A 14,490-nucleotide genomic window follows, 5' to 3' on the forward strand; every position below is an offset into this window, starting at 1 on the left:
TACGGTTTTTCTTTAAGAGATGAAAGTGCATGGTAATTAGAATGCTGATTTAATTATCAGCCCGAAATTCTTTTAAAAAATAATTGGATATAAAGGGTTTTATTTGAAACCAATCACCATTAAACTTCGTATATCAACTGTGGAAAGCTAAAATTTTGAATTGGAGGGTTATTAAATGTTGAAGAATAATATGAAGAATGTCACTAAAGTGACACTAGCAGTCGCATTAACTTTACCTTTGATCCTAGCCATGCCTAACGGTGAAATTCAAGCAGCCTCAAAAAGTCCTACCGTCGAATCAGGAGCGTTGACACCACCTCCACCAGAAGTGCAAAGCATCCAGAGTAATGCTCAACTAGATAATATTTATTATGCAAATGGATCGGTCATTCCAGGAGGAGGCCTCACTGCAAAAGTAAGTATAAATACGATCACTTACAGTCAGATGAACTATATTCAAGTAGATTATCGTCTCGAACGTTGGACTGGAACAGCATGGGTCACCTATCGTTCGAATTCTGTCACGAAAAGTAATATTTCTGCATTGAGTGCAGAAAGCAGTTGGACAGTTATAACGGGTTATTATTATCGAGTTGTGAGTGTTCACACTGCAAATGATGGTTCAACTGCAGAAAAAACTACGCACACATCACCAAGTATACTCTTTTAGCGAAGTCATTAATTGTTAAAGTGAAACTTTTGTTTCTGTAGATCGTTTGCAATTGCAAGTAATTCCGTTTTGCTAACGGTACCGTATATGCTAACATTGGTGGATCCCATCATCCACTGAAAAGTATTATAAGTAGATCCTGTTGAGAAAAACGCATCGCTACCGTCTTTTAAAGTGACTGTGGTAGTCTCACGAAGTATAGGATTTTCAATCACTTGACCAGGATGAATCCAAATAAAATCAAATTGAATTATTTCATCCTGTACATTTGTGCTTTCTATTGTGTAAAGAACTCGTAATTGGTCTGATTCAAAGTCACTATCCAGAGGGCGAGCCCCATCTATATCAAGCATAAGCTCGAACTTAATGTTATTAAATCGCTCAGGGATTGCTTTGGAGAGTAAGAAGTCACCATTAAACCCTGAGCGTGCTTCTTCCTCAGTGACTTTTACAGGAACTAGTGTCTGTGTGAAATCTCTTTCGAATTCAGACGCTTGTTCAACAGTCTCTTCTGAAAAAACTTTTGGGGCATCCTCAATACCTGGATTGGGTGGAGGTGGAGTTTTAGCAGTTGAAGGATCTGCACCAAGCATTTTTTCCGTACCATCTTTGATGACGATGGATTTCATCCCATTTCCCCAATCTTTTATCGTTTGCACAAAAGGAGATACCGCTTGTGTGCCGGCAGGGACACTAAACAGCAATGCACCTAGGGTAACGGATGCTGCCACAACACCAGATAACCAGAAGGTCTGTTTACGTTTTCTACGTTTGCCTATTCTATTAATCTCGGTTTGCACCTTGAGCCAAGATTCCTGCATGCTTTTGGTTTGTTCGTTGCTCGGGGTAGGGGGGGCTGAAGCAGCCCGGTGGAACGCTTCATCAAAAGCTAAATCGAAGGCATCATCAAAATAGTCATCTTCCAACTCTGCATATGACTCATGATCATGCTTATCTAATTTGCCTTTGCTCAATGCTGCCACCCCATTCCTTATGTAGTTGCTTCTTAATGTTTCCCCTAGCACGGAATAACCGTTGCTTAACAATCTCTTCCGATGTATTCAAAATCTCAGCCATCTCCCGATAAGAGAGTCCGTCTTTCCACCGCATCTCGATCAGAACTCGATATTCAGGTTTGAGCTGGCTGAGGTAAAACTCTATAGATTCTTGCATCATTTGTGTTTCAACTGTGGTCTCGACAGAAGCTGAAGTCTGATTAATCGTCTCCATATCTATAAAAACACTATCCGTGTCCAGTTGGTTACGGTTATTTTTATTTTTTCTCAAATAATTAATGGCTGTATTTCGGGTTACGACTTTAAGCCATGCTCTCAGTTTGACTTCACTCTCGAAAAGAGGTTTATTTTTAATGATTTTGATAAAAGCATCCTGAATGATGTCTTCAGCAGCAGCTCGCTCTTTGATAATATAAACGATGAGGCCATGTACCATATTGTAATATTCATAATACACTTCTTCCTGAAGTGTAGGGCTCAAATTATGGAAATCTGAGGCTAAGAGTAATTGGAGCCGATTAGCCATGATGTTCTCCTTTCTGGTGAATAATCCACAAACATTGGTATCATTACATTTTACAGCATTATATGGAAGTCTCACAATATCATCGTTTTACATACTGAGCGAAAAAAGAATAAAAAGAAGACTGCCTAATTAACCATAAATATGGTTAATTAGGCAGTCTCTTATAGTAGTTTCAAATATAAATGCTGTTGCTAGAATTCATGGTCCTATTAGAACGCCCAGTCACCTTTCAAGAAGATTGCTTCACGTTCACCACTTGTTGTAATGCCGTAGATATCTGTCTCGGGCGAACCCATCATGAAATCTACATGAGTGATACTCGTGTTCATACCACGTGCGGCGAGTTCTTCTGGGGACATCTTTTTGCCACCATCGATATTAAAGGCGTATGAACTACCGATTGCAAGATGACAGGATGCATTCTCATCATAGAGTGTTGTGTAATATAAAATGCCACTTTCGGAGATCGGTGAGTGGTAGGGTACCAGAGCAACTTCACCCAAGTAATGAGAGCCTTCGTCCATATTAATCAGACGTTCAAGCGTATCATGTCCTTCCTCCGCATGAAAATCAACAATCCGCCCATTCTCAAACGTAAGCGTGAAACGATCAATAATGCTTCCGCCATAACTTAATGGTTTCGTGCTGGATACTGTACCATTAACGCCGTGTTTTGCTGGAGCTGTGAACACTTCTTCTGTTGGGATATTAGCTACAAAAGGAGTACCTTGTTCATTCACACTTCCTGCCTGAGCCCAAATATGTCCTTCTGGAAGCTCAACGGTTAGATCGGTACCAGGTGAGATAAAGTGCAGTGCACGATACTTTTTGTTATTAAGCGCAACAGCCTTGTGTTCTAAGCGCTCGATATGCTTATCCCAAGCTTGGATAGGATCTTCTAAATCTGCCCGTACGGCAGCGAAGATGGCTTCCCATAGCTGTTCCATCTGCTTAGAGGCAGGAAGGTCTGGGAATACTTTAGCAGCCCAGTCAGGGGAAGGGCAGGCTACACCTGTCCAGCTCATTTTATCTGCCTGCTGATACTGACGGTATTTAGCAAGTGCCTGACCATAGGTTCGTTGATGTGTCGAAATACGTTCCGGATCAATTCCCTTCAACAAGTCAGGGCTTGATGATAGCACAGTTAAGAATGCCGCGTTGTTTGCAGCAAGCTCTTCAAGCTCAGCAGCATGCCATTTCGGAGGATCTTGGAATGATTGTTCCGGAGCCATCTTTAAACGAAGTCGATTCACAGTTTCGTCACTGAATTTTACGATGACTTTCTTGGCACCTGCTTCATACCCCTTGCGTACCAACAGGCGTACAAATTCAACGGTATCGATCATGGCACTAATCACAAAAATTTGTCCGGGTTGTACGTTTGCTCCTACTTTGACAGCGAGCTCCGCGTAACGATCCAGCTTTTGTTCAAATGTTAACATCTAATTGTCTCCTTACTTTAACCGTAGTCATTATCAAGCATTTTCAAGTCGAACCTAGCATGCCATGTTAAATTTATCGATAAAAACAAAGGAAGAGAGAGGAATGTTATCCTCTCTCATGAAATTCGCAGAGATTTAGAATGCCCAGTTTCCGTTTAGGAAGATGGCTTCTTCTTTACCTTCGGAAGTTACACCGTGAATATTCATTTCTCCAGATCCAATCATAAAGTCCACATGCGTAAGGCTAGAATTCAAGCCAGCGTCAATAAGTTCTTGCTTGGACATCGATTTTCCGCCTTCAAGACAGAATGCGTAGGCATTACCGATTGCCAAGTGGTTAGACGCATTCTCATCAAACAGCGTGTTGTAGAACAAAATATTCGTATCAGAGATCGGTGATTGATGAGGAACGAGAGCAACCTCGCCCAGATAGTGTGCACCTTCATCCATTTCGACCAGGTTTTTGAGAGCATCATATCCCTGTTCAGCGGAATAATCTACCACTCGGCCATTTTCAAATGTAAGGGAGAAGCCATCGATTAGGTTCCCACCATAGCTGAGTGGTTTGGTGCTACGAACAGTACCATTAACCCCTGATTTCAGAGGTGCGGTAAATACCTCTTCCGTAGGCATATTAGCAACGAACACATGACCTTGTTCATTGACACTGCCACCGGATACCCATAGATGCCCCTCTGGAAGTTCAATGGTCAAGTCAGTACCTGGAGCTGTGTAGTGAAGTTTCTTATATTTTTTCTGGTTAAGCAGATCAGCACGGGAATCAAGGTTGAGCAAATGTGTCTTCCATTCAGCGACAGCATCCTGTTCGCCAATACGAACCGTTTTGAAAATAACATCCCATAATTTATCGATTTGTTGCGCTTCTGGGACATCTGGGAAGACTTTAGCAGCCCATTCTGGTGATGGAACAGCAACGATTGACCAGCTAAATTTGTCCGCCATTTGTAGTGCACGATATTTTTCCAACGCTTTGGCACGCACTTTCTGGCTAGTTATGATTCGTTCCTGTGCAACACCGTTCAAGAGATCCGGATTCTCAGCAATAACGTGCAATACTGCTGCGCCTTCTTCCACAAGCTCGGTCATTTCAGCTGCAAACCACTTCGGCTCGATTGAGAAAGATTCTTCTGGAGCCAGATCATAGTGAAGACGAGTGACAACCTCATCGCTCCAATTCACTTTGACCAGTTTGGCACCTGTGTTATATGCTGCTTTTACGATGAGACGAACAAAATGTGCTGCAGAGATTGGTGCATTCACAACCAGTGTTTGTCCAGGGTGTACGTTGACCCCAACTTTTACGGCCAGTTCCGCATACTGCTGTAGGTTTGTTTCGAAATTATTCATGCTATATTCTCCTCCAATAATCATAAATTGTCGTAGCCCTCGTTGGCTGATACAGCCCTCATCATGTGTATGTAAGGATAATAAAAGCTCCTTCATTGAATAAGGTATACGTTGCTACGATATATATTGTACAATTAACCAATAATAATTACCAAACCAGGTTTACCATAAAATGTGGAGAACCGTTCTAGATGAGAGATTAAAGGAGAGAACGAGAGTGAATATTGAAGTAATTCGCGCTGAAATGCGCCGTGAAGATGAGAAATTGTATGTGGGAAATACAGTTTTTAAGGCAGAAGGAACCCAGTCACAGTATGAGATTACCTTTATGAGCAAAAACGGAAAGGATTGGGATTACAGTCTTCATTTCACCGAGCTATCCGGGGACGAAGAGGAATTGCTTCGGATGGACGAGCTGTTAGAGAATGATGATGATCTCTACAATCAGTTGCTTGATGCTGCACTGGATGCTTATCCTGCCTAAATGCAATAACTTATATGATTACATGTTATGGTTCTATTATGGAATCGCACTGACTATACTAGACGGTGTATGCCTGTTTAAGGGTGTACACCGTTTTATTTTATGGATAATGGAATAGAAATGCCAGAAAAGGGAAGTCTACGACAGAAGAATCGAGTATAGAGGGACAATCCGCCTGAATGGGAGGTAACCGTGAATGGCATCTGACAATCTGATTACATCAGGAATGACGGGGCTTGAAGAAGTCGCACACGATATCCTCAGTATGCGTACACTATTTGTGAATGTGATATTCATCGGTGAGCCAGGAAGCAGAAAATGGGTGCTTGTGGACACGGGAATGGCGAAGTTCACTGATCATATTGTTGAAGTTGCAGCAGAGCGATTCACCGGACCACCATCTGCCATCATTTTGACCCACGGGCATTTCGATCATGTAGGTACCGTCATTGAGCTTGAGCAGTTTTGGGGCGTACCCGTGTATGCACATTCGCAGGAAATTCCCTATTTGACGGGTCTGAAAGACTATCCGCCTGCTGATCCTACTGTTGGAGGTGGGATTATGGCACGATTGTCCTTTGCTTACCCGAATGAGGCGATTAATTTGGATGATCGAATTTTCAGTTTGCCGGATGATCATTCTGTTCCAGGAGCTCCTGGATGGAAATGGGTGCACACGCCAGGGCATACACCAGGGCACATCTCGCTGTTCCGGGATCAGGATCGAATCCTTATTGCTGGAGATGCCATTATCTCTGTGAAGCAAGAGTCGCTCTGGAGTGTTCTGCTTCAGGACAAACAGTTGCATGGACCACCGGCATATTTTACAACTGATTGGCAGGCAGCTCATCGATCCGTTCAACAGATTCGACAGCTCGATCCGAACATCGTCGTTACAGGTCATGGGCATTGTCTTACTGGCGAGATGTTAAGTGAATCACTGCGTAAGCTAGATCATGATTTTGAAGAAACGACGGTACCGGATCACGGGAAATATGTAGATTAAACTATACAAACAATAAGGATAATAAAACATAACCGAGTTAAGACAGCGGCACTGGATGCTTGCTGTCTTTTTCTATGTCATAGTTCGTTAATTGATGGATGTGTTCTATATCATAGATTGGTATTTTGTGCCCAGTCATGATATATTCGAGCCGTATAGTATAAACCTTAGTATGCACAGGAGGTACATATAATGACACATCAAAATCAAGCGGTTGAAGAACAATTTGGCGGTATCCCCGCTGTATGGCTTCGCTTTAATCAATTTGAAGCGGCAGTTATCCCAAGCGTAGGTGGGAACCTTGTAGCTTATCGGGATACTGAGCTGGGGCATCGCTATTTACGAGAGCCAGACCTGAACAATATGGATGAATTCCGAGCAGCACCAGCGGTGTACGGTATTCCGATTCTATCTCCTCCCAATCGGTATGAGGATGGACGTTTTCCTTGGGACGGGGAAATCTATCAACTTCCTGTAAATGAACCAGCAACAGGCAATCATCTACATGGTTTTCTACACGATGTGGAATGGAACGTAGAGGGATATGGCGTTAACGAGCTAGAGAGCTATGTACTGTTGAGTCAGGAAGTGAAAGAGGGACATCCTTTCTATAAGTATCTGCCATTTACGTTTACGGTGACACTTCGATACTCATTGAGTCAAGATGGACTGCAACAACAATTAAAAGTAAGAAATAACGGAACGAAGCGCATGCCTAATTTGTTTGCATTCCACACAGCGATTAGCGTACCTTTTGATTCAGCGAGTCAACGCTCGGATTATACAGCTAAAATTACGATTGGACAACGTCGTGAGTTGGATGAACGCTCCTTGCCTACAGGTGAATTTCAACCGCTTACACCGGATGAAGAGAAATTGAAGGCAGAAGGTGTGAGTCCGTTTTTTGCTGCGATGGACAACCATTACACGGCTGTACCTCAAAATGGACGTAACTATATGGAACTGACGGATCATCGTACGGGTCATAAGCTGGTTTATGATGTAGGCACGTCCTACAAACACTGGATGATCTGGAACAACAATATGGAGGATAACTTCTTCTGTCCTGAACCACAGATGAACCTTGTGAATGCACCGAATGTGAAAGGGGCTTCTGCAGAAGAGATCGGACTTATTGGTCTTGAAACCGGAGAGATCTTCGAGCAGACAAGTCGCTTATATCCAATCCCTGCTCAAAAATAATGTCACACTCGTTTTGCGGTACGCTTACAATTTTGTCGAAAAGGTGAAAATTAACCCTTATCTCATGTATACTATGGCTATATGGGTTTAACTAAACTTTTACACTAGAACGAAGAGGACAGAAATAACGTGGAGAAGCGAAGCGTTCGCCTTTATCCCCGGATTTCCCCTTTGAAAAGAGGAATCAAAAAAATCTGGGGATAACAGCGATCGGAAGGTTGTTCTGTCATCGTAGTGGTCAGTGTAAATCATTTTTAGTTAAACATATATAGATACACCCACTTTTGAGAAAACCCAGACCATTTTTTTGGAGGAGGAAAAGCAAGTGGAATACCGCATTGAAAGAGATACACTTGGAGAAATGAAAGTACCTGCTGACAGATTATGGGGAGCTCAAACCCAACGTAGTAAAGAGAATTTTCCGATCGGGCACGAACATATGCCAATGGAAATTATCCGCTCTCTCGCTATTTTGAAGAAAAGCGCTGCGGCGAGTAACCATAAATTAGGTAAGTTGTCTGCTGCCAAATCCGATGCAATCGCATACGCTGCCGATGAGATCATCGCTGGACGAATTGACGATCATTTTCCGCTTGTAGTATGGCAGACGGGTAGTGGTACACAATCCAATATGAATGTGAACGAAGTTATCGCCAATCTCGGTAACCAATTGCTAGAGCAAAAGGGGAAGGAAGAACGTCTTCATCCAAATGATGATGTCAACATGTCCCAGAGTTCGAATGATACGTTCCCAACAGCGCTGCATGTCGCAGGCGTACTTGCTGTTGAAGATCAACTTTTGCCAGCTATTGCTGTATTGAAGAAAACGTTGGCGGATAAATCTGAAGCGTTCAAAGATATCATTAAAATTGGACGTACTCACCTTCAGGATGCCACTCCGATTACATTGGGTCAAGAAATTAGCGGTTGGGAAGCGATGCTCGCGAAGAGTGAACGCATGATCCGCGAAAGTGTGCAATACATGAAGGAACTTGCGATTGGTGGTACAGCGGTAGGAACGGGCATTAATGCACATCCGGATTTTGGTGATTTCACTGCCAAAGAGATCGGCAAACATACAGGTAAGGATTTTGTATCGGCGCCGAACAAATTCCATGCGCTCACAAGCCATGATGAAGTCGTTTACGCACACGGTGCAGTAAAAGCGCTTGCAGCTGATCTCATGAAAATTGCCAACGATGTACGCTGGCTCGCTAGTGGTCCACGTAGTGGTTTGGGTGAAATTAGCATTCCAGAGAACGAACCAGGCAGCTCCATCATGCCGGGCAAAGTTAATCCTACGCAAAGTGAAGCGTTAACGATGGTCGTTACACAAGTCATGGGTAATGATGCAGCCATCGGATTCGCTGCGAGCCAAGGTAATTTTGAACTAAACGTATTCAAGCCCGTGATTATCTATAATTTCCTTCAATCGGTGCAATTGCTTGCAGATTCCATCATTGCCTTTAATGATAAGTGTGCAGTGGGCATTGAACCTAATCTGGGTCAGATTAAACATAACTTGAACAACTCGTTAATGTTGGTTACTGCACTCAATCCGCATATCGGTTACGAGAATGCAGCCAAAATTGCGAAGCTTGCGCATAAGGAAGGGCTGTCTCTGAAAGAAGCAGCATTGCAAACGGGGTTACTTACCGAAGAGCAATTTAATCAGTATGTAGACCCAGCGAAGATGATCGCGCCTAAAGCTTAAGGAATTAATATATTTATGAATAGAACGATGTGAAGCGGCCTGTGAGAACAGGTCGTTTTTTTCTTGTGAAGAATAATATAGGATAATGCTTGTCATTAATATACGCATGCATATAAAATACATATGCAAGTATAATAGTACGTGTTCAAAAAGTAACCCTATTGTAATTGATTGGTTTATATCATTGGAGGTTAAGTGGTGCTAAAAAGGAGAAGATTCACAATACGCTCCAAAATATTAATAGGTTATCTTGTGGTTGTATTGTTATTTGGAGCCGTTCTGCTAGTTCTGACAGCTCTGATTAACACATTACAGAAAGAAAATGACTTTATCAGCCATCATGACCTGGATGTACACAATTTGACCAACTCTATTGAAAAAGCTGTTCTCGATATGGAGACAGGACAGCGAGGGTTCATGCTTACTGGAAACGAGACGTACTTAGAACCTTACATACAAGGTCTCGCCCAATGGAATTCACATTATGAAGCACTCTATGAATTAGTGAATGACAACCGGTCGCAACAGCTCAGTCTTGAAAATATCAAGACACATATTAGCCGCTGGATTGAAGTGGCTGGTGAACCTTCCATTGAACTGAAGAGACAAGGTGATCAGGAGCAGGTACTAGCATTTTTTCAATCCGATCCTGGTAAAACCGAAATAGATCTATTAAGATCACAGCTCACGAACTTCCGAAATACAGAGATTGCTCTGACCGAAGCCAGGGTTACCGATCTAGCAGCCCGCAGCTCAACATTGCTGACGGTCATGTACAGCTTATGGGGAGTAATTGCAATACTGTCCGTTCTAGCGGCAATCGTAATCTCGGGAAATATTATTAAAACGTTACGCGAGGTCAAACAAACCATTAGTGAGATTTACAAAGGCGGAAACCTCACACAACGTATCCATGTACGCACCAATGACGAGGTAGGCGATCTGGGCAATGAGACGAACAAACTGCTGGATACCGTACAAGAGCAGAATCGTACAAAAGATCGTATTACTGAAATTGCTACGCTGATGCAGAACCCCACGACATTAGAGGGATTATCACGACGGTTTCTGAATGAGCTTGCCATGCTGTTAGATATTCCGTATAGCGTCTTATACTACTGGAAAGATAATCGACTGTTGCGTGTTGCTGCATATGCTGCTGATGGCGACAAAGAACGGTCACTAGGTAAAATTTCACTGGCACCTGGCGAGGGGCTTGTAGGACAAAGTGCGAATGAGCAACGAATGCTGCGCCTAAACGATCTGCCGCAAAATTACATTCGTATCTCGTCTGGGCTCGGACATGCACCTGCAACATCTCTTACGGTTATTCCTGTCATCTTCGAAGGAAAAACGATTGCTGTCATTGAACTTGCGTCGATGAAACCACTACAGGATAGCGAAATTACGCTACTCAACGAACTGATTAATATATTTGGTGTATCGCTTCATTCGACTGTTACGCGGATGGAACTGCAGCAGTTGTATGATGAGTCTCAGGTCCTTAATGAAGAGTTACAGGCACAATCTGAGAAGCTTCAGGTGCAGACGGAAGAAATGTTATCACAGACGGAGGAGCTTCAGATGCAGACCGAAGAGCTGTACATGCTGAATGAACGTCTAGAGGAACAAAAGAATGTGGCTGAGTCCTCAGCTAGTGAACTAGCTGAAGTCGCCGATCAATTACGCACAAGCTCAGGGTACAAATCCGAGTTTCTCGCCAATATGTCTCATGAACTACGCACTCCGCTCAATAGTATGTTAATTCTGTCAGAAATTCTAGCAGAGAACAAAAATCAGCACTTAAATAAAGAAGAGCAGAAATACGCATCAGTGATTCATGCATCCGGCAAAGATTTGCTTAATCTGATCAATGACATTCTCGATCTGTCCAAAGTCGAAGCGGGAGAGATGGAAGTCGATTTCAGTGACGTCTATCTGGACAGTTTGCCGGAGATGATGAATCAATATTTCTTAAAAACAGCTGAGCAAAAGGGAATTGATTTCCGCATCCAGTTGCACAGCAATCTCCCGGAAACGATTATCTCTGACGAGATGCGTTTGCATCAGATTCTTAGAAACTTACTCTCGAATGCATTCAAGTTTACGAAACAGGGTGAAGTTGCTCTTACCATTTCCAGAGTGAATTTACCTAGTGCAACGAAGAAGGGGCACGAGGACGAAGTTATTGCATTCTCGGTTAGTGATACAGGAATCGGTATTGCAGAACATAAGCTATTACAGATCTTTGACGCGTTCAAGCAGGCGGATGGAGATACAGCGCGGAAGTATGGGGGAACAGGTCTCGGACTTTCCATTTCCCAATCACTAGCGAGTTTGCTGGGAGGTTCCATCTCGGCAACGAGCCGGGAAGGGGAGGGCAGTGTATTTACTTTGTTCCTACCACTGCATCACGATGAACAAGAAGATGTGTATGATTCCAGACTCTTCGCGAATGAAGTCGCTTCTACTGCGCCTCAGCTTTCGGAGAATACATCTTCAAGAGTGCCACACACTTCGTCTGACATATCACCCAATGAGATGTTGTTGACACCTCTGGAAGAGTCACTGCTGCGCGGACGTCAGGTGCTTGTTGTAGACGATGATATTCGCAATGTTTATGCGCTAGCTAACGCGCTTGAACGGTATGATATGCGTGTGATCACTGCTCAGAACGGATACGAATGCCTCGAAATGCTGGAAAGTGGTGAGGCCAAGCCTGACATCATTATGATGGATATTATGATGCCAGAATTGGACGGCTACGAAACGACACGCCAGATTCGGAATAGATTAAATCTAACCAGTCTACCGATCATCGCGTTAACGGCGAAGGCAATGAAAGAGGATCGTGATAAGTGCCTTGCTGCAGGGGCATCGGATTACATCAGTAAACCGTTAAATATGAAAGAGGTCATATCTCGAATGAAATTATGGCTGAGCCATGAACCGCTCGGAATCTAGATTATCCTTCAAGATTGTGATTCATAATAATCGCCTTTAAACCCATGAACATGGTGTAGCGTAAGCTTGCCAGCGAGTCATGGGTTTTATTTTTTTAGATGTAAGCTATTTCCAAGATAATGATGTTATAATACTTAACAACATTCATGGTTATTGATGAAAATGTGATATGAGATAAGTGATAAAATTCATTATGACGTATAAAACAGGACTTCGCATTCAATTTATTTAACCTTACTTGTCATATATATGGGAGGTCATGTCCATGCAACTTACGGTAAAAGAAGCTTTGCAGGTATATCCTTTATCCGAGGCGAAATTGGTCGCAGGTGGAGAGGGAACTTCACGGATGATGAAATCCGTCAATGTCATGGACGCTCCAGATATCGCGGATTGGATTAAATCGGGAGAGCTTTTATTTACGACAGCTTTTATTATGAAAGACAATGAGACGGATGCGTTGCATCTGATGCGTAGATTGAATGATCGTGGCTGTGCAGGCCTTGGTATTAAGCTTGGTCGCTTCTGGGATTGTATTCCGCAGGGCATTATTGAAGAAGCTGATCGCTTACGTCTGCCACTTCTTGAACTTCCGTTTCAATTCACATTCTCAGATCAGATGAATGCCTTGTTCAAAGTAGAGCACGATCGTACGCATCGCTTGCTGCATGACGTGGTACAGAAGCAGAAGAAGCTAATGCATTTTGCTCTGCAACAGCAGCAGCACCGGAACGTATTTGCAGAGCTTGCCGCCGTATTAAACTACCCAATTGCTGTCATTGGGTCACGAGGACATGTATTGTACGGCAGTGATGGAATAGCAGGCGATGCCATTACTCAAGGTTGGCCGTGGAAATCTATTATGCACCGTGTAAAGTGGAACCAAGGTAGCTGTCATCGTGTACCGATCAAGCAAAGCGATGAGCAATACGGATTCTTGCTTGTATTCACGGATTCTGCCCTATCACTGCGAGCGGAGGAAGAGTTGTTCCAACAAGCTGCAGATGTACTTGCTTTTTATATGGATATGACGTATCGCGAACATATTAATCCGACAGTACAAGACGAGATGCGTACGTTGCTTACACAGTACTTGGAACATAAATTGAATGTTGAGGAATTAACAAAGCTGAGCGAAAACAAGGGTATTCATCTCTTTCAAGGCACATATCAGTGTGTGCTGATCACGCTAGAACCTTCCGTTTTTGCAGAGGGGAAATTGTTGAAGCAAATTCATCGTGAGCTACAATATAATCCATTAATGCAATTTACGGCTTCACAGCACTTCCAGATTGAAGATGCCATCCTGTCCATCTATACCTGTCCAACAGGTCGGGACTATGGGGAGGAATTATCTAGTTTTCTACTTAGTCGATTCGCCGACGTGCTGAAAGCACAAGATGCCAAAGGGGAGTCCTCCCCACGCTTCTGGATTTCCAAAATGAAGCATGAGCCGAAGTCGCTCCGAGAAGCTTACCAGGAGTGTTTGGATACACGTCAACTGGCGCGTCGATTCGGGATGAAGGATCGAGCCCTTCAGTTTGAGATGCTGGAATTCGCCTATGTGTTTCAATATGTACCAGATAACATTATGGAGAATTACTGCAACAAAGTATTAGAACCGTTATTAGCACGAGAAGGGGATCCTAATCAGGTCTTGATGAATACACTGGAATCTTTCATTGAAAATGATGGGTTAATTAATGAAGCGGCGAAGCAACTATATGTACACCGTAATACGGTTACCTACCGGATGGAGAAGGTTGGCAGCTTATTGCAGATGGACTTTAAGAAAACGAATGATCTGCTCAAATTAAAGCTGGTATTCACTTTCCGCAAGTTTATTCGCGATAAGACCACGATTAGATCTTGAAGTGAACTGGAATTAAGGTTATGCAATGTTCCAATAGGACATTTCTTCACATCAGTGACCGTAATCTCATGAGAGATTGCGGCTTTTTTTGTGTTTTCCCACTATGAGGAAGGTGTATTCCGTGCATTATAACCAAATTATAAACTTCATGTTATGTTATATGACAAAATTACGTCAATATCATTGCTGGGTGATAAGGCGATACGTAAAATGAAGAACAACAA

At 43.0% G+C, this 14,490-nt stretch carries 11 protein-coding genes; 7 read left to right on the forward strand and 4 right to left on the reverse strand.

Going from position 1 to position 14,490, the window contains the following annotated elements:
* Positions 1-175 precede the first annotated feature (175 nt).
* Positions 176-670, forward strand: coding sequence for a hypothetical protein (locus tag MH215_RS21960; protein ID WP_239293312.1), 495 nt, complete (start codon positions 176-178; stop codon positions 668-670).
* A gap of 8 nt (positions 671-678) precedes the next feature.
* Here MH215_RS21960 and MH215_RS21965 read toward each other — a convergent pair whose 3' ends face one another.
* The 4 genes from MH215_RS21965 to MH215_RS21980 form a co-directional block, all read right to left on the reverse strand.
* Positions 679-1,644 carry a hypothetical protein gene (locus MH215_RS21965; RefSeq protein WP_239293313.1) on the reverse strand — a complete coding sequence of 322 codons (966 nt, stop codon included), beginning with the start codon at positions 1,642-1,644 and terminating at the stop codon, positions 679-681.
* Positions 1,622-2,212 (reverse strand): RNA polymerase sigma factor, encoded by a 591-nt coding sequence (locus MH215_RS21970; protein WP_239293314.1) that lies wholly within the window; start codon positions 2,210-2,212, stop codon positions 1,622-1,624. The genes MH215_RS21965 and MH215_RS21970 overlap by 23 nt, the downstream gene beginning before the upstream one ends.
* Positions 2,213-2,421: 209 nt before the next feature.
* Positions 2,422-3,654, reverse strand: a complete 1,233-nt coding sequence (locus tag MH215_RS21975; RefSeq protein ID WP_239293315.1) for an aminopeptidase — start codon at positions 3,652-3,654, stop codon at positions 2,422-2,424.
* A gap of 135 nt (positions 3,655-3,789) precedes the next feature.
* Complete coding sequence (locus MH215_RS21980; RefSeq protein WP_239293316.1) at positions 3,790-5,022, reverse strand: aminopeptidase; 1,233 nt, start codon at positions 5,020-5,022, stop codon at positions 3,790-3,792.
* A gap of 217 nt (positions 5,023-5,239) precedes the next feature.
* Here MH215_RS21980 and MH215_RS21985 point away from each other — a divergent pair, with 217 nt between their 5' ends.
* The 6 genes from MH215_RS21985 (at position 5,240) to MH215_RS22010 (ending at position 14,266) form a co-directional block, all read left to right on the forward strand.
* Positions 5,240-5,506 (forward strand): hypothetical protein, encoded by a 267-nt coding sequence (locus tag MH215_RS21985; RefSeq protein WP_186380910.1) that lies wholly within the window; start codon positions 5,240-5,242, stop codon positions 5,504-5,506.
* A 196-nt stretch (positions 5,507-5,702) separates the two neighbouring features.
* Positions 5,703-6,512 (forward strand): MBL fold metallo-hydrolase, encoded by an 810-nt coding sequence (locus tag MH215_RS21990; RefSeq protein ID WP_239293317.1) that lies wholly within the window; start codon positions 5,703-5,705, stop codon positions 6,510-6,512.
* Positions 6,513-6,704: 192 nt separating this feature from the next.
* Positions 6,705-7,715, forward strand: coding sequence for an aldose 1-epimerase (locus tag MH215_RS21995; protein WP_239293318.1), 1,011 nt, complete (start codon positions 6,705-6,707; stop codon positions 7,713-7,715).
* Positions 7,716-8,040: 325 nt separating this feature from the next.
* Positions 8,041-9,429, forward strand: coding sequence for a class II fumarate hydratase (gene fumC, locus MH215_RS22000; RefSeq protein WP_239293319.1), 1,389 nt, complete (start codon positions 8,041-8,043; stop codon positions 9,427-9,429).
* A 198-nt stretch (positions 9,430-9,627) separates the two neighbouring features.
* Positions 9,628-12,393 (forward strand): CHASE3 domain-containing protein, encoded by a 2,766-nt coding sequence (locus MH215_RS22005; protein WP_239293320.1) that lies wholly within the window; start codon positions 9,628-9,630, stop codon positions 12,391-12,393.
* A 265-nt stretch (positions 12,394-12,658) separates the two neighbouring features.
* Positions 12,659-14,266 (forward strand): PucR family transcriptional regulator, encoded by a 1,608-nt coding sequence (locus MH215_RS22010; RefSeq protein ID WP_239293321.1) that lies wholly within the window; start codon positions 12,659-12,661, stop codon positions 14,264-14,266.
* Positions 14,267-14,490: the final 224 nt, after the last annotated feature.

The sequence above is a fragment of the Paenibacillus sp. ACRSA genome, from assembly GCF_022346845.1.
Lineage (GTDB): Bacteria > Bacillota > Bacilli > Paenibacillales > Paenibacillaceae > Paenibacillus.